Genomic DNA, 24,554 nt, shown 5'->3' with positions numbered 1-24,554 from the left:
CGCAGAATCCTGTATACCTAAAATGACATGACTTTTGATTCTTTAAATAACATAAATATTTATTTACCTACTACCTAAGACGCTTCTTGTCCAGAAACGTCTTGTACTATTTTCCCTGCTTATTTATTGGCTTGCTTTCGATAATCCGCAAGATTTCCTGTCCGCCGCGATGCCTGTGGGAATGCATGAGAAGCTGCGCTGCTTTGCTGTCCTCGGCTCGCATGGCAGCTACGATTGCCTTATGTTCCTTGATGGACCGGACAGGAAGCTTTCGCTCATTAATGGTGAATAAGCGAGCCCGGTACAATTGATCCGAATGGCTGTCCATGATATTTTGCAGCCGCTCATTCCGCGAATACTCAACGATCAAATGATGAAATTGGTTATCTGCATCTAAATAAGCCTCTAAATTATTTTCATCCAGGCATTTTTCCTGGCGCGCAATAAGGGAATCCAGCATGTCGAGCTGTTTTTCCTCCATATTCAAAGTGGCTAACTCCGCAGCCACGCCATCCAGCGCTTCAGCTATTTGACAAATTTGCTCGATGTTTTCTTTGATGATTGGTTCCACACTAAAGCCTTTTCGAGGGGTCAACCGAATCCAGCGATCCATCTCCAATCGAATCAACGCTTCGCGAACGGGCGTCCGGCTCATTTCCAGCATGTCGATAATTTCCCGTTCTAAAAAAGCCTCATTGGGTTGAAGCTGCAGATTTCGAATCGCTTGTTGAATAATGATATAAGCCTGCTGCGGCAAACGGTCTTCGTTTGCTTCTTCTTTGTATTGCAATAAGGTTTTCTTTAAAGCACTGTGATCACTGCTTCGCTTCTCTTTTTGCTTCATGCTATCCACCAAATTTCAATTTATTAAAGTCGCCGATATTAACTGAATTATAGCAGATTTCCACCTGGATGAGCGGGGTTTTACACGCAAATCCCTTGTTGTAATCTAACGCTTGAGGGAGAACTTTTCGAGATGAAATCTTCTTTAGCAGCAAAGAGTGAGTTTCCTATTAACCTTCTCCTTGTCGAACTTCCATTACAATTATTCCTCCAAGTTCTGCGACGGCATATCTTCGTTGGGCTTGAATCCTAAAATTATTTAAAGCTATAACATTTTGAAAAATAAGACCCTTCTAATAGTATAGGTTTGCAGAAAAAAATGGAGTAATCAAGCGTTTTTCTTAGCCTCATTACTCCCTATTTTAGTTAGCATCTTCTGATAATATGGTCATATATTAACTTGCTTCCTACTAGTTTAGCTCTAAGAGTTCAGAAATGATTTCATCGCTACCGGGCATAAGCATAAATAGTGAGCCTACAATAAAGAAGACACCAAGTACGAACAGTAGTATGACCATCTTAGTAGCAAGCGAAACTTCTTTCTTTAAAGCACCTATTACAAGAAAAGAAATACCTATTAAAAGTAATAATATATACCAAAATCCCATTTCATCACATCTTTCTATAAGTTTTAAAAGTCTGGATTTAGATTATCACTGGAAGTATAGTAACGTTGTTTTAATGATCAGCTCCCATACTTTCACTCCATAATCTTTGAACATCCACTAATTCATGCCTGCTGAATTCCATTTTATAGATATCAGGTTTTGATGTATTATATAAAAAATTCAGGTCGTATTTTTCGTCATAAAAGCCCATCATTAAAGTCATTACGGCTCCGTGCGTACCTATTACAACCTTTTTCTCTTCATAGGTAGTTAAAAGTTCTTTTAAAACTTTTACAGCCCTTTTTTGACACTCAACATTTGACTCCCCTCCCCCTAAAGCATAATTTGGCTCTAAAAACGACCTTTCCAAAAGTGGAAGCAATTCCTTATCTGAGACTCGATTGTCTTCCGAAGAAAATCTTCTTTCTTTTAAGTCTTCAAATACTAAAACCTCCTTACCTATTTGATGAGCCAATTTTTCAACTGTTAATACCGAGCGTATGTATGGGCTTGAAACAACAACATCAATTTCTTCAGCTTTCAATATTTCAGCTATTTGATGAGCATTTGTTTGTCCTTTTTCCGTTAATCCTCTTGTTCTCTCATTCCCCTCTTTTGGAGACTCACCATGTCTAACCATATAAATAAATGTACTCAAAATATAAATCCCCCCTATTTTTATTTTAGACTTCAAAATGAGCTATTTTCTTGCTTCACTTCTTACTAAACTAGATTCCAATAGATGGAAAGTCCTTGTCATTTATAATAACGAGTTCAATTCATTAAATGTTTCTAAGAATTGACGACAATTAAGATAACCTTAAGTAAAAGTAAACTTTCACACAAAAAAGAGAGAAGATAACTTTAATCAGCATCCTCTCTCCCTTTCTATTTGTGCAGCTTCTGTTAACTTAACTGCTGATATGCGAATCTAATTCTTTTTAAATAAGATCTTACGAAGCTTGGAACACGATATTGTAAATTATAATTGGTATCCCGCCAGTTTTTTCTGCTAAGCCAGTTCAATGCTCGTCAAGAAAATACATAAATGCCTTTCCGCTAATAACCGGAAAGGCATTTTCTCTATTATTCTTTTTTTATTTCAATCCTTTAATATAAAGATAATAGTGGTAAAATCAAGAAATTTTCTAACAAAGGAGCTTCTAAATGATGAGAGAAATTTGTCCATGCTGCGCCTATCCAACTTTAGAAAAAAGATCTTATGACGAAATTTGTATACTGTGTGATTGGGAGGACGGAAGTTACAATGAACTCGATCCCGAAAAAATTGATGGAGGTCCGAATGGAGATTACTCATTAGCAGGGGCCCGGAGGAATTTTGAAGCGCATTTAACCATGTACCGGAAAAAAACAAAAGACCTGACCCCAGCAGTTATAGAGAAAAAAAGAATGTTGATGGTGGCCTATGAAACCCTAAATATAAATAACGAAGAAACTGAAACGATTAAGTGGGACAAAATTGTGAAGTTAGAACAGAGTTTGAATTTGCAAGGATAGGATTAGTTTCTTAGCTCTATTCTTAATTCTGAATGTAACTTACTTGCAATTAAGTTACATTCAGAATTAGTAAAAGTCGTTCAAACATGGTCAGCTTACTTCTGCAACAAGTTCTCTAAGTCACGATAACTGTATTCAGTAGTAAAGACTCCCGTTATCATTTCATTGATGTACCGGATAATATCCAGATCGTCATGGTTGTTGTCTACACCCTCTATGTAGACGAATTTTACATTGGCGAAGCCTTTTTTGACCAATGCCTTCCCCAGTTCTTTTTTTCCATATCCCATATAATGCTGGCCTAAATCTGTGTAGTTTCTAACAATATACGGGTAGTCCTGGATTGACCGTTTTAATAAGAATTCGTAATGAGCCTTATCCTTGCTCTGATAGTGGTCGGCAAGCAGCAGTGAAATAATGGATGCTATTTCCGGATCTGCTTTGTGCTGCACTTCTTCGGCTTGCTCCACGAGTTCGTCATCCAGTTCTCCTCGGTACCAGGGAGTAAAAGAAAGAATCAGGATAAAGTAAAGCAGATTGGTTGGGTGGTAATACAAGGCGTCCTGAGCAAAGTCAGCGGCTTGTTCATAATCCTCAAATGGAGCTAATGCTTCCAGCATAATCAATCGATTCCACCCCTCGATATCATAGGGATTCTGCTCGACGTAGTCGATCAATAGACGTTCAGCTGTCTCCATTTTCCCTTCCATCACCAATGCGGTAATCTGTTTTTGTAATTCTTCATCAACCATATTCTCACCGACTTCTCGTTCGATTATTTATATTCTGGCGTGACCAATAAACTTCAGAAACGAATGTAACTTAATTAGGATTAAGTTACATTCAGTTTTATATTTTTAGTTGAAGGAATTACAGAACTGATTTTTCACGCTTTAGTATTTTTTCTAAAAAACCTCTTTCAAGAACCCATAAAACTTGGAAATAAAGAAATAGCGCTATAAACCAGAATGCTAGTGTTTCAATAAAATTATTCAAGTAATTTTGCGTTGATCCCATTAGCAAATTATAAGCTGTTCCTAAAAATAAACCTGCAAGAGAGTAAAGGGCTAACCCAATAAAATATTGATTAGTAATTGTAGTTTTTTTAAAACGTTTTCTGCATCTGTCTATTATCCAAGAAGAAGGAACGACCACCACTAGGTAGAAGAGTAGATAAACCCATAGAGTTAAAATAAAGTAAACTCCTTCACCTAAATAATACACATCAGATTCTCTCTGGTTTAGTGAGACATAATTTAACACAGCAACCCCTAATCCCAGTATAACTGCGCTAAGAAAAACTCCTATAATTCTTTTAAACACTCTTCCAGCCTCCTATTTAACAACCCTTATCTGATTTATCGAAGCTGCTGATATACAACAAACGAATGTAACTTAATTCACAATAAGTTACATTCTGGTCAGGCATTAATATTCCCTAAAAGTATCGCTATATTTCTTGCTTTTCCATTCCTTTTTAAAGCGTCTGTAATTCCATGATTCAAACAGAAGAAACCATGTTAATGAACCAATAGGGGCTGAATATGTCACAGGACCACCAATCAAAATGACACTTGAAACATATCCAATTGTCATTGCAAGAAGAAAAAGTGATATCATCCATTTCTCTTGTTTTAAAAAATCTTTTTTCATGTTCTTGTCTCTTTTCCTTAATTATAGACTGGTTTGAATGTAACTTAACTGCACATAAGTTACATTCAGATCCTTGATATTCTATGTTATTTCAGTTCTTTCGTTTCTATGAGCTTCTTGCAGATATATACGACAATGTATTCTCTCTTTGTTATTTCTTTGATGTCCTGATTTTCAACTAACTCATCTAGTGCCTGATCTATTTTTTTCCATAGCTCTGTATTTTCATATTTTTCATATGGATGTGGCATTCTACTATTTACCTTCACTTTCATTTTTGTGTCTCTTCTTTATAATACTTATTTTACCATTCTTGAGTTTTATAGATAGAAGTCGATAAATTATTTCTCGCTAAAAAAGCGTTCGTAAAAGTACACCTTTCCGAATGCTCTAAAAACAGCCAAAAACCCAAAAAAAGAACGTTCGTAAATGTGCCATAACACTTTACAAACGTTCGCGATTTTTGCTGCACATTTACGACCAATCCCTCTCATCAAACAAGGAAGTCCATAGAAAAACTAGCCGCAGCGCAACCAAAAGAAGCTGCCGAATTTTCTCGGCAGCCGGCTCTTTCATTTTATAAGTATGTCCGTTTCATGTGGAACAACTTCAGCCTTTTTTGACGAATTCCGATTTCAGTTTCATCGGTCCGAAGCCGTCAATTTTGCAATCGATGTCGTGGTCGCCTTCGACAAGTTTGATGTTTTTGGCTTTGGTGCCGATTTTCAGCACTGATGACGTGCCTTTCACTTTCAGGTCTTTGATGACGGTGACGGAATCGCCGTCAGCGAGAATGTTGCCGTTTGCATCGCGCACGACTTTCGCTGTTTCTTCCGCTTCCTCTGCAAGTGTCCATTCGTGGCCGCATTCCGGGCACACCAGCAGGTTTCCATCCTCATACGTATAGGCTGACTTGCATTCAGGGCAATTTGGCAATGTTTCCATCTTTGTTTCCTCCATTCGTTGTTGAAACCGCTCGCTAAGTAGTTTCTTCTATCCTATCACGCCAGCCGTTGTTTTCGCAGCTGCTTCTTAAATACCGTCGTTCCCCCATTCGATCAGATCAATGAAAAAACGGCAGGCCTCCCGGTTTCCCGGAGACGCCTGCCGTTTGAAATTCTTGTGCATAAGGTTTTGGATTTTCAGCTTTCTGAATTCGCCGCAACCGCTGTGCCCAGCTTTTTCCGTTTGACCATTTCCGTGAAGGCTTCTTCGCGTTTCGTTTCGTCAAATTCACCGACGCTTTTCGCTACGACGATCGTCGCGATGCCGTTGCCGATCAAGTTAACAATTGCGCGCCCTTCACTCATGAAGCGGTCAACACCCAATAGCAATGCCAGGCCTTCAAGAGGAATGACCTGCAGCGCGGACAATGTCGACGCAAGAACGATAAAGCCGCTTCCCGTCACACCCGCTGCGCCTTTAGACGTCAGCATCAACACCAAAATGATGGTGATTTGCTGGGCGATCGACAAATCGACGCCGAATACTTGCGCCAGGAATACCACTGCCATCGACAGGTAAATCGATGTGCCGTCCAAGTTGAACGAATAGCCCGTCGGAATGACCAGTCCGACAACCGATTTCGAAGCACCGTAGCGCTCCATTTTATCCATCATGCGCGGCAGCACCGATTCCGAAGAGCTCGTGCCCAAAACGATGAGGATTTCTTCTTTGATGAATTTCAAGTATTTCCATAAGCTGAATCCGTACATTTTGCAGATCAAGTTCAAGACGACAAAGATGAAGATGAACATTGTCGTGTAAACGGAAAACATCAATTTCGCCAATGGCACCAGCGACGTCAGCCCGAAATGCCCGATCGTGTAGGCCATTGCGGCAAATGCACCAATCGGCGCAGCTTTCATGACAAAGCCGATGATTTTGAAGAATACCAATGACAGCTTGTCCAGCAAATCGATGATCGATTTCCCTTTTTCCCCAAGCGTAGCAAGCGCCACACCGAACAGCACAGAGAAGAAAAGCACTTGCAGAATGTCGCCTTTAGCGAACGCATCGACCATATTGGACGGTACGATGTGGGTAACGAATTCGATCCAGTTGATGCCTTGTGCGCCGGTTTCGGTGTACTGGGACACGTCCCCTTTTTCAAGTTTGCTGAAATCGAGTCCAGCACCCGGTTTGATTACGTTGACCACGATCAGTCCGATGACCAACGCCAGCGTCGTGACCACTTCAAAATAAAGGAATGCTTTCCCGCCGACTTTGCCGACTTTTTTCATATCGCCCATTTTTGCAATGCCGAGAACGATGGTCAGGAAGATGATCGGCGCGATGACCATTTTCACCGCGTTGATGAACGTATCGCCGACCGGCTTCATTTCCTTGCCGATGTTCGGCCATACCAGCCCGACCAAGACGCCAAGGGCGATTGCGGCCAGTACCTGGAATGTCAGGTTCTTGTATATTTGCTTTTTCATATGCTCTCCTCCTCAATTGAATGTCGCTTCATTTTCTGATTCTTTCAAAATGATAACGCTTTCAGTGAGAGAGGAGAAGTTTATGGTCATAATGGCTGTTTTGGTCTTTTTGGTCTCACTTTACTCGGGGTTGTAGACATAGCGGTTGACCGGCCGGCCGACTCCACCGTATTGGACATCCAGCGCAATGACGCCGCTTTTCTCCAGGTAATCCAAATAGCGGCGCGCCGTGACCCGGGCAATGCCGATCGCACTCGCCACTTCTTCGGCTGACCGCGGCACTTCCTGTGCTCGGATGGTGACGATGATTTCGTTCAACGTAAACTCATTCAAGCCTTTTGGCAATAAACCCGTCTCCACTTTTTTCGCCGGTCCTGCGTGCAGCAAGACATCCAATTGTTCTTGGGACACGGTTTCCGACCGGTTGAAGCTGGCGCGGTATGCCTGGTATTTCTCTAATGCCAGCTGGATGCGGTGCAGCTTGAACGGCTTGATGATGTAATCCATCGCACCGTTCTGCAGCATCAATTTAATGGTGTCGCTGTCTTTCGCCGCTGAAACGACAATCGTGTCCACTTCAATTTTCTGTTTGCGAAATTCCCGCAGCACCTTGATGCCGTCTTTTTTCGGCATGAAGATGTCAAGGATTACCAAATCCGGCTCCAGCTCTTTCGCCAGTTGTAGGCCTTCTTCGCCGTTGTCCGCAACCGCGAGCACGCGGAAGCCTTTGACGCTTTCGATAAATTCCTTGTTCACTTCCCTGACCATCGGATCGTCTTCGATCAATAACACAGTAAATCCTTCATCAATTGCCATGCGGTTCATCCTCCTCCATCGGGAAATCGATTATGAACGATGTCCCTTCCCCGTGCTGGGAAGAGACGCTAATCGTTCCTCTTGCTTTGTCGACAATCTGTTTCACCAAATACAGGCCATAGCCGGTGCCTGTTATTTTATTGGCCGTGAATCCTTTTTCGTAGATCTTGGGCATATGCGTTTCCGGGATCCCGGAGCCGTTGTCTTCCACCAGAATCGCGCAAATGCTGGGCGATTGTTCAATGCTGATATCGATGCGCTTCGCGTCTTTGTCGGTGCCTTCAAACGACCCGAACGCGTTTTCAATCAAATTGCCGAGCACCACCACGAAATCATGCTGGTCAGATCCCGGCGGAAAATCGGTAAAACGGCTATTGGCGTCAATGGCGACGTCGATTCCCAGCTCTTTCCCCCTTTTCACTTTGCTGAGCAGAAGGCCTGCAATGGCATCGTTCCTGATTTTTTCATTGAGGAAATAAGCGGACAATTCCTGTTCTTCAGCTGCGTGGTGAGCCAGCTGCAGCGCTTTTTGCGGTTTGCCGAGCTGAATCAAACCTGCGATGGTATGCAATTTGTTCATGTGTTCGTGGCTTTGCACGCGCAGTGCGTCCACGAAGTTTTTGACGCCGGTCAGTTCTTCTGCCAGTTTCGCCACTTCCGTTCGGTCCTGGAAAATAGCGACGGCTCCGATCAGCTCATCGTCTTTCCAGATCGGGATGCGGTTGCTGACGATGACTTTGCCGCTGACTTTGATTTCTTCGTTGTAAACCGCCTCGTTTTTTTCGACGATTTCCGGCAGACGGGTGTCTTTTAAGACCGAACGGATCGGGCGGCCGACAAATTCGCCCGTGACATTAAAGATCTTTTTCGCCTTTTCGTTGAATACCGTGATGATTTCGCTGCTGTCGATGGCGATGACGCCTTCGTTCATCGAATGGAACGTCGCCGTCCGCTCTTCGTGCATCCGTTTGATTTCAAACGGTTCCAGCTGGAACATCTGCTTTTTGATGTGGTTTGCCAGCAGGATCGAGCCGAGCAGCCCGAACAGCAGCGTCACGACGACGATGAACAGGATTTCTTTTGACAGGCCCGACATGATGTCGAGGACGCTCGGGATGCGGTTGCCGACCACGACTACTCCGGTCTGGTTCAACTCGCTGTCTTTTATCGGCACGAATGCCCGGATGACGGTGCCGAGTTCCCCTTTCGCTTTCGAGAAATACGTATGTTCCGCAAAAGAAGGCTCTTCGTCCGTGCCTTCCGAAATGGTGCCGAGCATGTCCGGGACCGGGTGGGAATAGCGGATTTTCTCCATGTTCATGACGACGATGTAATCGGCTTCGTTGATGGTCCGGATTTCTTCGACGACTGGATTGATCTCTTTCCAGCCTTTGGGCTGGTTGATAGCCGATTTGATATCGGACAATTCAGCGACTGTCCGCGCCGTGTTCATCGACCGCAGCCGGAGTTCCCGCTCTTCGGTCTGCTGGATATTGACCGCAATGACAAGTCCGCCGATCAACAGCGAAAAAATCACCACGGCATAGGACAGGATCATGATTTTCCACCGGATGGGAAGCTGTTTCATCTTCCGCCCTCCTTTCGCTTTACGGATAACGGGCTTGTGATTATGCTTATGGTATGGATTTATGAGGAGGCCAATTGTGAACAAAACTTATAAATACGCGCTGCTTTTATTGATTGGCATGGCGGCTATTGCCTTGATGGTCTTCCAGCGCATTTCATCCGAAGCGGAGACTTTGCCTTATGATGACGACCAGGAAGGGCTGAGCGGCCAGATTGTTTTTAAATTCAGCCATGTGGTCGCCGAGAACACGCCAAAAGGACAGGCGGCGGACAAATTCGCCGAACTGGTTTATGAAAAATCAGATGGCGCCATCCAAATCGTCGTTTTTCCGAACGGCAGCCTGTATTCGGATATTGAAGAAATCAATGCCTTAAAAGACGGGCAAGTCCAGATGATCGCCCCTTCGACCTCCAAACTCACGAGGCTGTCCGAGAAATGGGGCGTGTTGGATCTGCCTTACGCCTTTACTTCTTATGCTGCCATCACCGAAGGCGTCCATGGGCCGATTGGGGATGAGCTGCTGAAATCGCTCGAAGCGGACGGGCTTAAGGGGCTCGCCCATTGGCCCAGCGGATTTAAGCAATTGACCAGCAATAAAGGGCCCATCGAAAAGCCGGAAGACCTGGCCCGGCAAACGTTCCGGATCATGCAAAACGACATCATCCAATCCCAATTCAACCTGCTCGGCGCAACGGCCAAGCAGGAATCCTTCAACTTCACTTACAACCTGATCGAAGCGGGTGAAGTGGACGGCGAAGAAAACACCATTTCCAATATCTACTCGAAGAAATTCTATACTGTCCAGGACCATATGACAATCACGAACCATGGTTATTTGGGTTATGCCGTCATGATGGACCAAGATGTATGGAACCAGCAAACGGATCAGACGCAGCGGATTTTGCTGGAAGCGATGAACGAAACCACTGCCTGGAACGATGAAAATGCGCAAAAGCTCGAGTCGGAACAACTGCAGCTCATTAAAGAAAAATCGGCTATCCGCATACATGAACTTTCCGAAAAGGACAAGCTCGAATGGGAAGAGAAATTGGCGCCGGTTTATGCCGAATACGCCGATGCGATCGGAGCCGGCTTGTTGCAGGAACTGGCTGCACTTCAGAAGAAACACCTGGAAAACCAGTAAACGCATGCACAATAAAACCCGCAGCCAGAGAGGCTCTTGAACCTCTCTGCCCTGCGGGTTTTGCCTTTGTTCTCGGTGTTAACGATAGGCTGGAACGGTTTAGCGAAGCGTCCGTTTCAAAAACTCCTGGGTCCGCTCTTTCTTCGGATGGTTGAAAATCTGTTCCGGCGGCCCTTCTTCCACAATGACGCCTTTGTCCATAAAGACGACCCGGTCTGCGACTTCTTTAGCGAATTCCATTTCGTGCGTGACAATGAGCATCGTCAGCCCGCTTTTTGCTAAGTCTTTCATGACTTTCAGCACTTCACCGACCATTTCCGGATCAAGTGCCGAAGTCGGCTCGTCGAACAGCATGACCTCGGGCTCCATCGACAACGCGCGCGCAATCGCCACACGCTGTTTCTGGCCTCCGGAAAGCTGTTCCGGCTTCGCGTTGACGTATTGGTCCATGCCCACGACGTGCAGGAATTTCTTCGCGGTCTTTTCGGCGTCCTGCCGTTTGCGCTTCAGCACCTTGATCTGCCCGACGACGCAATTGTTCAGGACGTTGTGGTTGTTGAACAAATTGAATTGCTGGAACACCATGCCGAGCTTCGTGCGGTAGGAATGGATGTTATGATGGGCATCGAGAATATTTTTTCCGTTGTAGATGATCTTGCCGCCGCTCGGTTTTTCGAGCAGGTTGACGCAGCGGAGCAGCGTCGATTTCCCGGATCCCGAGGACCCGATGACGCATACCACTTCCCCTTTGCTGACAGAGAAATCGATATCTTTCAACACTTCATTCGTTCCGAAGGATTTGCTTAAATGCTGGATTTCAATTACTTTTTCCATAAGGTCTCCTCTTCTGCTTCTGCGGATTTCTTATTCTTTGATTTTGTGCTCCGTGTCTTCCGGAGTGACCACTTGCATCGGCAGTCCGCCGATCATGCTGTAATTGGACGGCCCCGCCATCTTGCGCTCAAGCTTGCGCAGCAGCAATGTGATGGTGAACGTCATGACAAAGTACAAGACGCAGGCAATGAAGAACGATTCGAAATACCGGAAATTATTGCCCGACACCGATTTGGTCTGGAAAAATAATTCCGTCACACCGATGACGTTCAATACGGCCGTATCCTTGATGTTAATGACGAATTGGTTGCCGGTTGCCGGCAGGATGTTGCGCACGACCTGCGGCATGACGACATTCATCATCGTCTGGAAATGGTTCATGCCGATTGCCTGTGCCGCTTCGAACTGTCCTTTGTCGACCGAAATGATGCCGCCGCGGACAATCTCTGCCATGTATGCGCCGGTATTGATCGAGACGATGAATATCGCCGCCGTAAAGACATCCATATCAATGCCGAACGCCATCGCCGAGCCGTAGAAAATGACCATCGCCTGTACGATCATCGGCGTGCCGCGGAAAAATTCCACATACGCGGACAGCAGGAAATTGATCGTTTTCTGGAACAGGCGCTTCACGCCGCGCTCCGGCATCGGAATGGTGTTGACGATGCCGATGATCAACCCGATAGCGGCGCCGATCAGCGTGCCGATGATGGAAATCAGCAGCGTCATGCCGGCTCCGCGCAGGAACATCGGCCAGTTGTTTGTAAGTATCGTGATAACCCATTCAAGACTCATGGTTTTCCTCCTAAAAAAATTTAAAGCCGGCTGCATTTAGCTGCAGCCGGCACCGCCTAAGCTTTATTGGGCAGCTGGTTGGTTTTGGATCGCTGTATCCATGATTTCCTGGCGCTGCTCTTCCGAGATGCCAGCCAATGTTTCGTTGATCTGCTCCGTGAACTCACTGCCTTTTTCCAAGCCGACTGCAACCGCTGTGTCGTCTTCTGACGTTTCAAAGCCGTCCGTGAATTCCACCATTGCAAAGTTTTCGTTGGCAGCGGAAGCACTGACCGCTTCCGGGCGCTCTGAAACGTAGCCGTCGATTATGCCGGACTCAAGTGCAACCCGCATTGCCGGGAAGCTTTCCATTGCCGTTTCTTTGGATACGCCTTCGATCTGGTCGATGACCGAGTAATGGAACGTGTTCAATTGCGCTGTGACTTTCGCGCCGTTGAAATCTGCCAATGTGCTCGCGCCTTCAAATTCGCCGCCTTTTTTCACGACCATCACCAATTCCGATGTGTAATAATGATCGGAAAAGTCGATGGTTTCTTTGCGTTCTGCTGTCGGGGACATGCCCGCAACAATGGCATCAATCTTGCCGGAGTTCAGTGCCGGCACCAAGCCGTCCCATTCCGTTTTGACGATTTCCAGTTCCATCCCGAGATCTTCCGCGATTTGTTTCGCGATTTCCACATCGTAGCCGCCCGCATATTCCGCATTGCCGGAAATCTTCACAGCGCCATTGGAATCATCGCTCTGCGTCCAGTTGAACGGCGCGTAGCCCGCTTCCATCCCTACTTTAAATGTCTTGCCTTCTTCACTCGAACCGCCGCCCGACGATGCGCCTTCTTCCGACCCACATCCCGCAAGCAGCATACCCAGTGACAGCATAGCCGTTAACATCAACCCTGATTTCTTTTTCATCTTCTCATTCTCCCCCTCGTGTGTTCTGTAAAATAGTTCTGAATACAGCAAAAAGGGCAGCTATGTACAAAAAAAGACCTGAGATAGACTCAGATCGCTATATGCATAGTTGCCCTAAATCCTCTTTTCCCGTATCGAGATAGCACACCGCATCAGACTGGGAGTCCCATGCGGCAGTCCTGCAATTGTTCACTGCAGACCCAGCAAGTAATAATGAGAACTATTACAAACTTCGGCGGTCTTTCCTTCTCCATAGCATCCTTGCTTCTCAAACTCTTCTATGGACTAATAAATCCCGCGCCTCTACCTCACCGGAAAGTGAGGTTATATTCACTTGTTTTTCATAGTCTACATTATTACTTTTTTCCTGTCAACGCCGCCCTAAATTCCATTCCACGCTCGACTGCTGGACCTTGCCATCAATCAAAGCTGTCCATAGAATCTGGAGCTGTTATAATTAATTCGAATATTCAATTTATTTAGGATGGTGTTATCCATTGAACGCCAGAAAACGGAGGGAGAGTTGGCCATGGATTTTCACGAGATGGACCGGGCGCAATTGCTGGAGGCAGTCAAAACCGATCCGTTGCACGGATTAAGCGCTGAAGAAGCCCGGCTGCGCCAAGACAAGCACGGCTTCAATGTATTGGCTGAAGCCAAAAAGCAGTCCCTGCTCCTGTCTTTCTTCAGCCAATTCACGGACTTGATGATTGTGGTGCTATTGGCCGCTGCCGTTATCTCTTCCGTCCTTGGCGAATGGATTGACGCGGCTGCGATTGTGTTGATCGTCATCCTCAACGCCTCCCTAGGCTTCTATCAGGACCGCAAAGCCGAAAAATCACTGGAAGCGCTGAAAAAACTTTCAGCTCCCCAAGTCCAAGTGCTGCGCAGCGAGAAATGGGCACGCCTGCCTTCGCGCGAAATTGTGCCGGGTGATGTAATACGTTTCTCCAGCGGCGACCGCATCGGAGCGGACGTGCGGCTGATTGAAGCGGCCAGCCTGGAAATCGAGGAATCCGCACTGACCGGTGAATCGATGCCCGCTGCGAAGCGGACCGAATCGCTGGCGATTGTCGACCCGAACCTGGCGGACATCAGCAATATGGCGTTCATGGGAACATTGGTGACAAGAGGCAGCGGCGTCGGGGTGGCCGTCAGTACCGGCATGAACACCGAAGTCGGGCAGATTGCGGGGCTTTTGCAGGCGTCCGAAGGGATGGATACGCCGCTGCAGCGCAAGCTCGGGCAGCTCGGGAAAATCCTGATCATCGCCGCTTTGCTGCTGACGCTGTTAGTCGTTGCCATCGGTGTATGGCGCGGCAACGATTTTTACACGATCTTTTTTGCGGGCTTGTCGCTTGCTGTCGCCGCGGTTCCCGAAGGCCTGCCGGCTGTCGTCACCATTGCCTTGTCGATTGGCGTCCAGCGGATGATCAAAAAAGACGCAGTGGTCCGTAAACTGCCGGCTGTTGAGATTCTGGGCAGCGCTTCTGTCATTTGCTCGGACAAGACCGGCACAATGACTGAAAACGAAATGACCGTTACACATTTATGGAGCGGCGGGCAGGAATGGACGGTCGAGGGAACCGGGTACGAGCCGGATGGCCGTTTTTTTGAAGCAGGCACCCCCGTCGAATTGCAAGGCGTCCCTGCGCTGCATGAGCTCCTTTTATATGGGATGTTATGCAATAACGCGAAAGTTTTTAAGAAAGACAAGGAATACGCCATCGAGGGAGATCCGACCGAAGGCGCCATGGTCGTGGCCGCGATGAAAGCGGGCATAAGCGAAAAATGGCTCATGGAAAATTTCACCGTGGTCCAGGAGCTGCCTTTTGACTCTGAACGCAAAATGATGAGCGTCATTGTCAAAGACAGGAACGGGCAGCTTCTCGCAGTGACAAAAGGGGCTCCTGATCTGTTGGCCACCCACTGCGGTTCGATTCGATGGGGCGCGCAGCAGCTGCCGCTCACTGCTGAACGGGCTGCCGAAGTGGAACGCGCGGTAATTGGCATGGCCAGCAATGCGCTCCGCACGATGGCGATTGCCTATAAACCGCTGCCCCCTCAGAAAGACATTTTTACCGAGCAGGAAATTGAAAAGGACCTCGTGTTCATCGGGCTCGAGGGGATGATCGATCCGCCGCGCGAGGAAGTGAAAGCCGCCATACAGGAATGCTGGAACGCCGGTATCCGCACGATCATGATCACCGGGGATCATGCGGTAACAGCGCTGGCGATTGCCGAAAAACTACACATTTCCGGCGAGGACGGCATTGCAGTGGAAGGCAAAGAGCTGGACGAGATGTCGGCGGAACAGCTGCAGGAAGTCGTGGAAAAGGCTTCCGTGTTCGCCCGGGTCACGCCCGAACACAAGCTGCGGATCGTCCAGGCACTGCAGCAAAACGGCCGCGTCGTCGCCATGACTGGCGACGGCGTCAACGATGCGCCTGCCCTCAAGACGGCGGATATCGGCGTTGCGATGGGCATCACCGGCACAGACGTCGCAAAAGAAGCCGCTTCCCTTATCCTGCTCGACGATAATTTTGCAACCATCAAAGCGGCGATTGTCGAAGGGCGCAATATTTATGATAATATCCGAAAATTCATCCGCTATCTGCTGGCGTCCAATGTCGGAGAAATCCTCGTCATGCTGTTTGCGATGATCCTCGCATTGCCGCTGCCGCTCGTTCCGATTCAGATTCTTTGGGTCAATCTCGTGACGGACGGGCTGCCGGCAATGGCACTCGGGCTCGACCGCCCTGAAGACGATGTCATGAAAAAGAAACCGCGCGATCCCGCTGAAGGCGTCTTCGCCAGAGGCCTCGGCTGGAAGATCCTTTCCCGCGGTTTCCTCATCGGCGCGGCCACTTTGGCGGCGTTCCTCTTTGTCTACGAGCGGAATCCGGCCGACCTGCCTTATGCGCAGACGACCGCTTTCGCCACACTTGTCATGGCGCAGCTCATCCATGTTTTCGATTGCCGCAGCGAAAAAACGATTTTTGCGCGCAATCCCTTCGGCAATAAATACCTCATCGGCGCCGTGCTGTCTTCTGTGGCGTTGTTGCTGGCCGTCATCTACCTGCCGCCGCTTCAGCCGTTTTTCCGGACCGTTTCCTTGGCCGCGGCCGATTGGCCTTTGATTCTCGGCCTTGCCGCCCTGCCAACATTCCTGTTAGCCGGGACGTTCTTTTTCAAATCCAAAAAAGACTGATCTGCTTTTTCCAAGCCGATCAGCCTTTTCGGCTGTAATTATTTCCAGACTTGTTCCAAAGTCTCTCTGAATAAGGAATCGAGCTTATCGGTCGGGTCGCCGATGCGCGGGGGCAAGGTTTTTGCATAAGCTTCCAGCGCTTCGATTTCGTTGTCCAGGAATTGGTGGATGGCCGGGATCCGATGCTCGAGGTCCAGCTCTTCCCCCGCTTTCTTGCGCACCAGCAAATCAAGGATTTCCTCTTTCAACTTCCCATCGGGCACAAGCGCTTCCATCAAGTCGTAAAAATCAATCGGCGGAATGGTCTGGCGCTCTTTGATCCAAGCCGCTGCCAACACAGGACGCAATGCGTAAAAATATTTCTTGATCTTCACCTGTTCTTTGCTGAGGTGGGTTCGGTAATTGCTTTTCGCCATGTTCAAATAATGGTAGAGGCTCGCGTTCGGGAAAAAAACTTCATCTTCCAGCCCTTTTAATTTCTCCTTGAACGAATAGGCCTCGTAATACTGGATCTCGCTGTACATCCACTCCAGAAATGGCGGGTTGCTTTTCCGGAACAGCCGCAACGCTTTCGTGATTTCCCATCCGCTGATGTCGAGCATGTCGTTAATCGGCATCTCGATGACATCGCGCTTGTCGCCGATGCCTTGCGGGTCGATCGCCAAATACCACTCCGGCTGATGGATGTAGACGAACCGGACGTCGTAATCGCTGTCCGTTGACGGAAATCCCCATGCCCGGCTGCCGGACTCAACCGCAAACAACACCTTTACTTGGAATTGCTCTTCGATTTCTTTTAACTTTTCCTGTATGATTCCATCCATCCACGCCACCACTTTCGCCTGTTATTTGATTAGCATAATGGATTTGCTGCTGGATGCCAAATTGCTCCTCAATCAAAGCAACAGTTCTTTTTATTTAAATATTCCGATATATTAGCGGTTTAATGATTTCTTCGTTGTATAATAGAACCAGAAATCATCTTTTACTCCAGGAGGCGAATGAACGCATGGCTCATACAAAACAGACCATCTTCATCAATGCTCCACTTGAAAAAGTTTTCCGCTACACCATCAATCCTGAAAACTGGGCACATTTCTACAATAACTTGGCGTCCCCGAAAAAAATTGACGGCAACGGCGAGGTCGGCACCATCGTTGAAGCCGAGTATGCCATCATGGGCATGCATTTCCCGGAAACCATTCAAGTCACGGAGTGTGAAATCACCGACACGACTGCAAAATGGACCGGCATGATGAGCGGCAGCTTCAACGCACGGCAATCAAGCTATTACGTTACGAGAGACTCTGGCACAGAGCTCAGTTTTGAAATCGAAAGCTATATCCCAGATGACTTGTTCGGCAAAATCACCGACCGGATCATCTACGAACGCCTGAGCCGGAACTCCGCTGCCCATACGCTTGAAAACATCAAAGCCATTTGCGAAAGTTCGGACTAGCGTAAAAGGAGAGTGCGCAGCACAGCGTGCTTTCCTTTTTTTGATTGGCTTATGTGCGCTGCTGCTTTATATTTTAGAGAAGGACATCCATTGAAAAGAGGTGCGAAGATGAAATCGATTTTTTATACGGACGACAGCAAGCTTCTTGCAGGCATCACAATGAAGGACGAAACGGCACCGGAAGCGAATAATATGGCGCTCCATGCGTGCGAGGATCCTGCAGTGATTGTTGAAAACCGGGCAGCCCTTGCTGCCTCGCTCAACCGCAATTTGGATGATTTGGTGTGCGCCCAGCAAACCCATAGCGCCAATTTTCACCGCGTCGAAACGGCGGATAAAGGACGCGGTGCCACAGAATTGGGGAGCGCGATAGCCGATACGGACGCGCTTTATACATACGAACCGGGCATCGTGTTGTCGAGTTTTGCGGCCGATTGCGTGCCGCTCTTGTTTTCAAATGAATCGGCCGGCGTTGTCGGCGCGGTACATTCCGGCTGGCAAGGAACGGTCAAAGAGGTTTCATTGAAATTATTCCAGCACTTGATCGAAGTGGAGCAATGCCGGCCGGAGGATTTCCGCATCCAGATCGGCCCTGCCTTGAGCCAGGAGAAGTTCGAGGTCGATGAAGATGTCTATTTGAAGTTCAAGGCGCTTGGCTATGCGGACAGCTTTGCGTATTTCAATGAAGAAACCGGCAAATACCACATCGACAACCAGCTTGTGGTGAAAAAGCAATGTGAACTCGCCGGCATCCCCGCAGATGCCATCGCGGTCGACCGCATCTGCACCTATCAGGACCCTTCCGGCTTTTCTTACCGCGAAGACCGGCAAGCCGGCCGCCATATGGCGTTTATTATGAAGAAATAAGGTCCATTCGAATAGCAGCAGGCGTTCCAGTGAAACCTGGAGCGCTTTTTTCATGGAATTGAATCAAAAGGGTTGCAAATAGAGGGTTTTAATTGGGAAATTCCGGATTTACTTCCCTTGCTGAGCGAAATACTTTCTCTTCGCCGTCAAATACGTTCCGCACGCAAAAAGGGCGCCCCGGCAAGGACGTCCTTTCTAAATCAAGCTCTGTACAAAGGGAAATATGCGCTGCTTTCATCTTTCTGTTTTTCAAAACACAGCATTTGATACAACGCAGGATTGTGGATTTTCTTCCCAATATGGAATGCCAGCGGCGCGTCTTGAGTGAATGTCTTTTTGAAGCGGTACAGGCTGTCGTCCTGTCCGGAATAACCGCCGCCCAGATGAAATGCTTCCGTGCCCCGCGCTTGGCCCCATTCGGCGATTTTGAAAAGCAGTAAATTGTTCGCGCCGAGGTTCCGGTATTGCGTCAACGAGCCGGATAAATGGTAGTGGATGAATTTACCGTGGCTCAACACCAAAGTCGCTGCGATCATTTTGCCTTCGAGGAATGCGCCGAAGAAATGAAGGTCAGGTCCGAACAGGCGGATGGTTTTACGGAAATAATCCTCTGTGAAGAAATAGTAGCGAGTGGCGTTATTGCGGCGCATCGTGTCGTAATACATCAAGATGAATTCTTCGAGGTAATCCTCTGAACTGATCTCTTTGATTTCGATGTTGTTCTTCATCGCTTTGCGGATCATGTTGCGGTTTTTGCCCGGGATGCGGCTCAGCAAATCGCCGTCCTGCTGCAGGTCGATGGCCACTGTATCGCTGACGTGGGAAATCTGCATGTCATTTTCAAAACCTTGCTGATTCCCCAATAGTGGATGGAACCGGGCAAATTCCGAAACGATGTGATGGCGCTGGCAGTAAGCGCCGAATTCTTTCCGGAATTCCGCCAACAGTGCTTGCTCATTGCCGCTGCAAGAAATCAGCGGCCCTCCGTAGCCGTAGGGTGTCGTGATATCGTATAATTCCAAATCGCTTTCATTGGCAATCGTCCGTTTGATGACTGGATATGCAATTTTGCCGTCCGCATTTTCAAAAACGAACAACATGGCCTCCCCTTCATCCAATAACAGGGCGCTCATAAAATATTCATGTGAGAAATAGATATCGGTATTTGAAAATCCGGCCAAAAGGCTATTCCAGCGGACATTGTCTGTACCATCAATGACTGTCAGCAATCTTGTTTCCTGCACCTGCATAATATGACCCCCCTGATTTTGAAAAGGCATCGGCTGCTTCACCTGATCTTATTCCCTACTTTAAAGACTGCGAATGAAATTCAGGTGAAAATGCAAAGGGGTTTTAATTTTTTTGCATGAAACGCAAAAATCGGCCGAAATTTAATTCGGCCGACAATCTTACGTGTTCTTCATTAATTTAGCTAATGGGTAAATTCCGATGCTTTGGATGACCAGCGACATCAAGATGACTGCAAACGACAAGGAAACCAGCAGCCCGGCCTCACCGGAAGCCCCTTTCTCCAGCCACAGCACCAGCGCAATGGACATCGAGCCTTTGATGCCCGACCAAGTGATCAAGGAAATCGTCTTGAAATCATTGGTGAATTCGTTTCTCCAAGCGGGTACCGCATAGATGAAACCGCCGAGCATCAGGAACCTGGCGATCAGCGTCAAAATAAAGATGATAGCGGCAAAGCCCCATTCCGGAAAATCCAAATACGAAGCTGCACGTATGCCGATCAACAAGAACAATACGGACAATAATGTCGGCGTAATAATGTCCCAAAACCCGTCCAGGGAATCTTTGATTTCATGCGCTTCAGCGGTGCGGCTGATTTCATAGGAAAGCATGATTCCGGTGACCACTGTAGCGAGAACGCCCGAAACGCCGATGGCTTCTGCGGCATAGAAGCCGCCATACGCAGTGATGATGCTCAGCATGACCTGGTACTGCTTATGATGTGTGAAATGGATGATTTTGCTCAAAATCCAGCCCAGAACAAGGCCGCTTGCAATTCCGCCAAGCGAAACGCTTAAGAATTCCACGAAGAACTTGCCCGCTGAAAATCCATTGCCGGTTTCGTACATCGCAAGGAAAATGGTGAAAAGAACGATGCTCGTGCCATCGTTCACCATCGATTCCCCCTCGACAACATCGGCAATCCCTTCCGCTCCAGTGCTTTCTTTCAAAATGGAAGTCACCGAAACCGGATCGGTCGGTATGAGGATGGCCGCAAGCAAGAAGGCGCCAGCCAATGACAGCGGCATGAAAAAGCTGCTGGCCCAATAGATGGAAAACCCCGACAATACAGCCGTCGCCAGCAAACCGAGAGTGCTCAGCGCCGTAATGATCCCAAGGTTTTCCTTAAGCTGCTTCAGTGGAAACTGATAGGCCCCCACAAAAAGCAGGGCTGGCAGAAATACGTGGAAAATCGTATCTTTCGACAGGTTTACAGATGAGAAAGCAGGGATAAATGACAGGCCAAGGCCGATCAGCACCAACACCACTGGTACTGGAAAATATTTTTTCTTCAAATCTACTGTATAGACGACATAGCCGATCAGCAACAGCAAAAGAATTTGGTGGGTTATCAATGCAATGCGCCTCTTTCCGAATCGATAATTCTACTCCCTTCCCTTATTCCACTCTTGCTGCCGGCTAAACACTTTACGCCAGGCTGTCTAAAATCCGGTCGCACAATGCCATCGTCCGGACGTTGTCTTGCGCGTTCGATAACGGCGCCGCGCCCGTTCGGCAGCATTCAAAGAAATGGGCCATTTCACCAACGAATCCGCGGAGGTACAGGTCCCGGTAAGCGCCGGACATCGGCGTTGCGGACGGCTTGTAATGGGTGTCCGCTTCTTCGATCGATTGCCATGGCTGTTCTTCGTGATGCTGGGATTTGTGGATCGTCAGCGCATTGATTTCATCCGCCAACGCGAATCCTTCATCAAATGTCACCGTGATATTCTCACTTTCGCGCGTCCAGGCGGTCATGCCGCTGAAATACACGCTGCCGACGACGCCCGTTTCAAACTTCAGCGAAATGCTATGTGAAATAAACCCGTTGCTGCTGTTTTTGAAGCCTTTCACTTCCACCGCTTCGCCGAACAGGAACCGCACGAGGTCGACCATGTGGATGGCGGCGAATTTCATGAACTGCTCGTCATTTTCGCAAAACAATGTGCTGTCGACAGCAAAACGCGCCTGGAAAGAACGCGCCATTCCGAGCGACCCGCCGTCGATCACTTCTTTCAGCTTCTGGTAAATCGGTGCGTAGCGCTTCATGAAGCCGACCATCACTTGGACGCCCGCTGTCTCAGCAGCTGCTGCAATGTCAGCCGCTTCCACTTCGGTCATTCCCAGCGGCTTTTCGACGAAAACACTCTTGCCGGCGTTGATGCAGTCAAGCACTAGCGCGGCATGGTCTTCCGGCTGCGCAACCACCACCACGCCTGCACATTCTTCTGCCTCCAGCATGCGCCGGTAATCGTCATAAGCATTGCCGTCGCTCCCCAGCCGCTGAAGCGTCTTTTGCGACCGCTCGAAACTGCGTGTCGCAATCGCTTGGATATCCGCCCCTGCTTCCAGTGCTGCGGGGTAAATATTCGTCGTCGAATGGAGGCCGGCTCCAATGAAACAGACATTTGTTTTTTTCATATGACCTCTCCTTTTTTCTTCATATCATATACCAAGAGCGTCAAAAAAAGACTATTTTCCGCACAAAAAAAGCCGTGGAATGCTTTTGCATTTCACGGCTTACATAGCTATTCGTTTTATTTAACAATCAGCACCGGGCAGTTCGCCCGTTTCACAACTTTGTGGCTGACGCTGCCGAGCACCATTTCCTGAAGCGAGTTCAAGCCGCGGCTGCCAATGACCAGGATGTCGAATTTTTCTTTATTGGCATATTCGACGATCGCCGGACCCGGCGTGCCATGAAGGATCTCGACTTTGTAAGGGATGTTCTCCGCAGCCATTGTTTCTTCGACAGGCTGCAGTTTTTTTCTGCGCTGCAGATCCAGTTCCAGGGAACTGCCGCTGTGCAGCACTTCGTTTTTGGCGTTGTCGTAATCTGCCACAAAGACGATCGTCACTTGCGACTCCGCAGAACCCGCCGCTAAATTTACCGCTTCATTCGCCGCGCGCACCGAATGGTCCGAGCCATCTACCGCAAGCAATATCCGATTATACATTGTTCAACACTCCTTCATGGGTTTAATGGGTTGGCAATTTGGCCTTATCGTTATTGAAAATAGCCAATTGGTCAATCAGTTTCTGGCTTCCGGAATCGAGGCCGGTGATCACGACGTCGTTGCGGTTTTCCTTGAATTTCAAGACGACCCGGTCAACAGCACCGACGCCTGAATCATCCCAGATATGCGCATCTGTGAAATCGATAAACACTTGCTGGCCTTCGACTTCGTAGTCGAATTTCTCCAGGAAATCGTCGACCGAGGCAAAGAACAATTGGCCGACCACCCGGTAACGGGCAGCTTCCTGCAATTCCTTCTCCACTTTGATCTTCGAAATTTTTGCGACAAAGAAAATCGCGCTCAATAAAACACCTGCAAATACGCCTTTTGACAAATCGTGCGTGTACACCACAATCGCAACGGTCGCGACCATGACGATGGCATCGGCTTTCGGCGCTTTTTTCAAATAGCTGAACGAAGACCAATCGAATGTGCCGATCGACACCATGATCATGATGCCGACAAGCACGGGCATCGGAATCTGGATAACGACGTTGCCCAGAACGATGATCAAAAACATCAGGAACGTCCCGGCTACGAACGCGGACAATCTGCCGCGGCCGCCGGATTTCACGTTGATGATCGATTGGCCGATCATGGCACAGCCCGCCATGCCGCCGAAAAATCCGTTGACGAAGTTGGCGATTCCCTGCCCTCTCGACTCTTTGTTCTTGTCACTCGACGTTCCTGTCATGTCGTCGACAATATTGGCGGTCAATAACGATTCCAGCAAACCGACTACCGCCAATGCCAATGAATACGGCAAAATAATCATCAAAGTTTCAAGATTGAATGGTACGTCCGGCAGCAGGAACGTCGGCAAGGTTTGAGTGATGGTGCCTAAATCCCCTACCGTGCGCATATCAAAACCGTAATAAATCGTAACGGCGGTCAATGCCACCAAGGCGATCAACGGAGCCGGAATGGCGGTGAAAAAACGCGGTACGATGTACACGATTGCCAGGGTGATGGCGACAAACACATACGTAAGTGTATTGATGCCGAGGAAATGCGGCACCTGCGCCATGAAAATCAGGATGGCCAGTGCGTTGACGAAGCCGATCATGACAGCCCGTGGGATGAACTTCATCAATTTCGCGACTTTGAATACCCCGAATAGAATTTGGATAACCCCTGTTAAAATGGTGGCTGCCAATAAATACTGCAGCCCGTGGTCGCGGACAAGCGGCACCATGAGCAAAGCCATAGCGCCTGTTGCCGCAGAAATCATTCCCGGCCGCCCGCCGACAAATGCGATGATGACGGCGATGCTGAACGACGCGTAAAGCCCCACCATCGGATCCACTCCCGCGATGATTGAGAATGCGATTGCTTCCGGAATCAATGCAAGTGCAACGACAATCCCTGCCAGGATATCGCCTCTCACATTGCCGAACCATTGTGTTTTCATTTTTTCTGCCAAAGCCTCTTTCTCCTTTTCACACTGTATTTTTATGGCTTTAAACTCTCATTAAAGCCGAGCCTTTTTTGCAATAGCCATAGTGTATCACCATTATTCCTAAAAGAGAACCTTTTTGGAACTTTTTTCATTCCATTTATGGTATACTGAATGGAATTCGTTTTATGTAAGGGAGAT

The 24,554-nt window shown here is 48.0% G+C and carries 24 protein-coding genes and 1 riboswitch; of the genes, 5 read left to right on the top strand and 19 right to left on the bottom strand.

The window, feature by feature from the left end:
- Nucleotides 1-106 precede the first annotated feature (106 nt).
- Both QMA09_RS12855 and QMA09_RS12850 read right to left on the bottom strand, forming a co-directional pair.
- Nucleotides 107-844 (bottom strand): GntR family transcriptional regulator, encoded by a 738-nt coding sequence (locus tag QMA09_RS12855; protein WP_290213384.1) that lies wholly within the window; start codon nucleotides 842-844, stop codon nucleotides 107-109.
- A gap of 677 nt (nucleotides 845-1,521) precedes the next feature.
- Entirely contained in the window at nucleotides 1,522-2,109 is a 588-nt protein-coding gene (locus QMA09_RS12850) for a histidine phosphatase family protein (protein WP_290213383.1), read from the bottom strand.
- A 509-nt stretch (nucleotides 2,110-2,618) separates the two neighbouring features.
- Here QMA09_RS12850 and QMA09_RS12845 point away from each other — a divergent pair.
- Nucleotides 2,619-2,969, top strand: a complete 351-nt coding sequence (locus QMA09_RS12845; protein WP_290213382.1) for a CPCC family cysteine-rich protein — start codon at nucleotides 2,619-2,621, stop codon at nucleotides 2,967-2,969.
- Nucleotides 2,970-3,064: 95 nt separating this feature from the next.
- On the opposite strand, the gene QMA09_RS12840 is transcribed toward QMA09_RS12845, so the two are convergent.
- From QMA09_RS12840 to QMA09_RS12805, 8 genes are all read right to left on the bottom strand, one after another.
- A complete protein-coding gene (locus tag QMA09_RS12840; RefSeq protein WP_290213381.1) occupies nucleotides 3,065-3,721 on the bottom strand; it encodes a hypothetical protein in 657 nt (218 codons plus the stop codon).
- 118 nt (nucleotides 3,722-3,839) lie between these two features.
- Complete coding sequence (locus tag QMA09_RS12835; protein ID WP_290213380.1) at nucleotides 3,840-4,292, bottom strand: hypothetical protein; 453 nt, start codon at nucleotides 4,290-4,292, stop codon at nucleotides 3,840-3,842.
- 105 nt (nucleotides 4,293-4,397) lie between these two features.
- Nucleotides 4,398-4,622, bottom strand: a complete 225-nt coding sequence (locus QMA09_RS12830; protein WP_290213379.1) for a hypothetical protein — start codon at nucleotides 4,620-4,622, stop codon at nucleotides 4,398-4,400.
- Nucleotides 4,623-4,708: 86 nt separating this feature from the next.
- Nucleotides 4,709-4,897 (bottom strand): hypothetical protein, encoded by a 189-nt coding sequence (locus tag QMA09_RS12825; RefSeq protein ID WP_290213386.1) that lies wholly within the window; start codon nucleotides 4,895-4,897, stop codon nucleotides 4,709-4,711.
- Between the two features lie 334 nt (nucleotides 4,898-5,231).
- Nucleotides 5,232-5,567, bottom strand: coding sequence for a zinc ribbon domain-containing protein YjdM (locus tag QMA09_RS12820; protein ID WP_135504621.1), 336 nt, complete (start codon nucleotides 5,565-5,567; stop codon nucleotides 5,232-5,234).
- Nucleotides 5,568-5,764: 197 nt separating this feature from the next.
- On the bottom strand, nucleotides 5,765-7,063 hold the full coding sequence (dctP, locus tag QMA09_RS12815; protein ID WP_135504623.1) for a C4-dicarboxylate transporter DctP: 1,299 nt from the start codon (nucleotides 7,061-7,063) through the stop codon (nucleotides 5,765-5,767).
- A 120-nt stretch (nucleotides 7,064-7,183) separates the two neighbouring features.
- Nucleotides 7,184-7,879, bottom strand: coding sequence for a response regulator (locus QMA09_RS12810; RefSeq protein ID WP_290213378.1), 696 nt, complete (start codon nucleotides 7,877-7,879; stop codon nucleotides 7,184-7,186).
- Nucleotides 7,869-9,467: an ATP-binding protein gene (locus QMA09_RS12805; protein WP_290213376.1), complete on the bottom strand. Its 1,599-nt coding sequence runs from the start codon at nucleotides 9,465-9,467 to the stop codon at nucleotides 7,869-7,871. Before QMA09_RS12805 ends, QMA09_RS12810 begins: the two co-directional genes overlap by 11 nt.
- 76 nt (nucleotides 9,468-9,543) lie before the next feature.
- Between QMA09_RS12805 and QMA09_RS12800 the strand changes: the two genes are divergently transcribed.
- A complete protein-coding gene (locus QMA09_RS12800; RefSeq protein ID WP_416143757.1) occupies nucleotides 9,544-10,611 on the top strand; it encodes a DctP family TRAP transporter solute-binding subunit in 1,068 nt (355 codons plus the stop codon).
- A 99-nt stretch (nucleotides 10,612-10,710) separates the two neighbouring features.
- Here the strand turns inward: QMA09_RS12800 and QMA09_RS12795 are convergent, their stop codons facing one another.
- The 3 genes from QMA09_RS12795 to QMA09_RS12785 form a co-directional block, all read right to left on the bottom strand.
- Nucleotides 10,711-11,445 (bottom strand): amino acid ABC transporter ATP-binding protein, encoded by a 735-nt coding sequence (locus tag QMA09_RS12795; protein ID WP_135504626.1) that lies wholly within the window; start codon nucleotides 11,443-11,445, stop codon nucleotides 10,711-10,713.
- A gap of 30 nt (nucleotides 11,446-11,475) precedes the next feature.
- The gene (locus QMA09_RS12790; protein WP_135504627.1) at nucleotides 11,476-12,243 is read right to left on the bottom strand and encodes an amino acid ABC transporter permease; all 768 of its coding nucleotides are present in this window, start codon (nucleotides 12,241-12,243) and stop codon (nucleotides 11,476-11,478) included.
- A gap of 63 nt (nucleotides 12,244-12,306) precedes the next feature.
- Nucleotides 12,307-13,152, bottom strand: coding sequence for a transporter substrate-binding domain-containing protein (locus QMA09_RS12785; protein ID WP_183736482.1), 846 nt, complete (start codon nucleotides 13,150-13,152; stop codon nucleotides 12,307-12,309).
- 132 nt (nucleotides 13,153-13,284) lie between these two features.
- A riboswitch (Lysine riboswitch) is annotated at nucleotides 13,285-13,466 on the bottom strand.
- Nucleotides 13,467-13,681: 215 nt separating this feature from the next.
- On the opposite strand from QMA09_RS12785, the gene QMA09_RS12780 reads away from it, so the two are divergent.
- Nucleotides 13,682-16,363 carry a cation-translocating P-type ATPase gene (locus tag QMA09_RS12780; RefSeq protein ID WP_290213375.1) on the top strand — a complete coding sequence of 894 codons (2,682 nt, stop codon included), beginning with the start codon at nucleotides 13,682-13,684 and terminating at the stop codon, nucleotides 16,361-16,363.
- A 38-nt stretch (nucleotides 16,364-16,401) separates the two neighbouring features.
- Here QMA09_RS12780 and QMA09_RS12775 read toward each other — a convergent pair whose 3' ends face one another.
- Nucleotides 16,402-17,187: a nucleotidyltransferase domain-containing protein gene (locus QMA09_RS12775; protein ID WP_290213374.1), complete on the bottom strand. Its 786-nt coding sequence runs from the start codon at nucleotides 17,185-17,187 to the stop codon at nucleotides 16,402-16,404.
- A gap of 185 nt (nucleotides 17,188-17,372) precedes the next feature.
- Between QMA09_RS12775 and QMA09_RS12770 the strand changes: the two genes are divergently transcribed.
- Together QMA09_RS12770 and pgeF are read left to right on the top strand one after the other, a co-directional pair.
- Nucleotides 17,373-17,822, top strand: coding sequence for an SRPBCC family protein (locus QMA09_RS12770; RefSeq protein ID WP_290213373.1), 450 nt, complete (start codon nucleotides 17,373-17,375; stop codon nucleotides 17,820-17,822).
- A 108-nt stretch (nucleotides 17,823-17,930) separates the two neighbouring features.
- Nucleotides 17,931-18,689: a peptidoglycan editing factor PgeF gene (gene pgeF / locus QMA09_RS12765; RefSeq protein ID WP_290213372.1), complete on the top strand. Its 759-nt coding sequence runs from the start codon at nucleotides 17,931-17,933 to the stop codon at nucleotides 18,687-18,689.
- A 200-nt stretch (nucleotides 18,690-18,889) separates the two neighbouring features.
- Here pgeF and QMA09_RS12760 read toward each other — a convergent pair whose 3' ends face one another.
- From QMA09_RS12760 to QMA09_RS12740, 5 genes are all read right to left on the bottom strand, one after another.
- Complete coding sequence (locus tag QMA09_RS12760) at nucleotides 18,890-19,939, bottom strand: lipid II:glycine glycyltransferase FemX (protein ID WP_290213371.1); 1,050 nt, start codon at nucleotides 19,937-19,939, stop codon at nucleotides 18,890-18,892.
- Between the two features lie 159 nt (nucleotides 19,940-20,098).
- Nucleotides 20,099-21,295: a cation:proton antiporter gene (locus QMA09_RS12755; protein ID WP_290213370.1), complete on the bottom strand. Its 1,197-nt coding sequence runs from the start codon at nucleotides 21,293-21,295 to the stop codon at nucleotides 20,099-20,101.
- A gap of 73 nt (nucleotides 21,296-21,368) precedes the next feature.
- Nucleotides 21,369-22,361 (bottom strand): Gfo/Idh/MocA family protein, encoded by a 993-nt coding sequence (locus tag QMA09_RS12750; RefSeq protein WP_290213369.1) that lies wholly within the window; start codon nucleotides 22,359-22,361, stop codon nucleotides 21,369-21,371.
- Between the two features lie 116 nt (nucleotides 22,362-22,477).
- A complete protein-coding gene (locus QMA09_RS12745) occupies nucleotides 22,478-22,897 on the bottom strand; it encodes a universal stress protein (RefSeq protein WP_290213368.1) in 420 nt (139 codons plus the stop codon).
- A 22-nt stretch (nucleotides 22,898-22,919) separates the two neighbouring features.
- Complete coding sequence (locus tag QMA09_RS12740; RefSeq protein ID WP_290213367.1) at nucleotides 22,920-24,380, bottom strand: SulP family inorganic anion transporter; 1,461 nt, start codon at nucleotides 24,378-24,380, stop codon at nucleotides 22,920-22,922.
- Nucleotides 24,381-24,554 lie beyond the last annotated feature (174 nt).

The organism is Planococcus sp. APC 3906 (assembly GCF_030407685.1).
GTDB lineage: Bacteria > Bacillota > Bacilli > Bacillales_A > Planococcaceae > Planococcus > Planococcus koreensis.
The sequence above is the reverse complement of the archived record's forward strand: the minus strand, read 5'-3'. Positions and strand labels throughout refer to the sequence as shown.

Coding starts and splice junctions, on each gene's coding strand:
- QMA09_RS12855 (WP_290213384.1), bottom strand. CDS start 844: ATGAAGCAAAAAGAGAAGCGAAGCAGTGATCACAGTGCTTTAAAGAAA.
- QMA09_RS12845 (WP_290213382.1), top strand. CDS start 2,619: ATGATGAGAGAAATTTGTCCATGCTGCGCCTATCCAACTTTAGAAAAA.
- QMA09_RS12840 (WP_290213381.1), bottom strand. CDS start 3,721: ATGGTTGATGAAGAATTACAAAAACAGATTACCGCATTGGTGATGGAA.
- QMA09_RS12830 (WP_290213379.1), bottom strand. CDS start 4,622: ATGAAAAAAGATTTTTTAAAACAAGAGAAATGGATGATATCACTTTTT.
- QMA09_RS12825 (WP_290213386.1), bottom strand. CDS start 4,897: ATGAAAGTGAAGGTAAATAGTAGAATGCCACATCCATATGAAAAATAT.
- QMA09_RS12820 (WP_135504621.1), bottom strand. CDS start 5,567: ATGGAAACATTGCCAAATTGCCCTGAATGCAAGTCAGCCTATACGTAT.
- dctP (WP_135504623.1), bottom strand. CDS start 7,063: ATGAAAAAGCAAATATACAAGAACCTGACATTCCAGGTACTGGCCGCA.
- QMA09_RS12810 (WP_290213378.1), bottom strand. CDS start 7,879: ATGGCAATTGATGAAGGATTTACTGTGTTATTGATCGAAGACGATCCG.
- QMA09_RS12805 (WP_290213376.1), bottom strand. CDS start 9,467: ATGAAACAGCTTCCCATCCGGTGGAAAATCATGATCCTGTCCTATGCC.
- QMA09_RS12795 (WP_135504626.1), bottom strand. CDS start 11,445: ATGGAAAAAGTAATTGAAATCCAGCATTTAAGCAAATCCTTCGGAACG.
- QMA09_RS12790 (WP_135504627.1), bottom strand. CDS start 12,243: ATGAGTCTTGAATGGGTTATCACGATACTTACAAACAACTGGCCGATG.
- QMA09_RS12785 (WP_183736482.1), bottom strand. CDS start 13,152: ATGAAAAAGAAATCAGGGTTGATGTTAACGGCTATGCTGTCACTGGGT.
- QMA09_RS12780 (WP_290213375.1), top strand. CDS start 13,682: ATGGATTTTCACGAGATGGACCGGGCGCAATTGCTGGAGGCAGTCAAA.
- QMA09_RS12775 (WP_290213374.1), bottom strand. CDS start 17,187: ATGGATGGAATCATACAGGAAAAGTTAAAAGAAATCGAAGAGCAATTC.
- QMA09_RS12770 (WP_290213373.1), top strand. CDS start 17,373: ATGGCTCATACAAAACAGACCATCTTCATCAATGCTCCACTTGAAAAA.
- pgeF (WP_290213372.1), top strand. CDS start 17,931: ATGAAATCGATTTTTTATACGGACGACAGCAAGCTTCTTGCAGGCATC.
- QMA09_RS12760 (WP_290213371.1), bottom strand. CDS start 19,939: ATGCAGGTGCAGGAAACAAGATTGCTGACAGTCATTGATGGTACAGAC.
- QMA09_RS12750 (WP_290213369.1), bottom strand. CDS start 22,361: ATGAAAAAAACAAATGTCTGTTTCATTGGAGCCGGCCTCCATTCGACG.
- QMA09_RS12745 (WP_290213368.1), bottom strand. CDS start 22,897: ATGTATAATCGGATATTGCTTGCGGTAGATGGCTCGGACCATTCGGTG.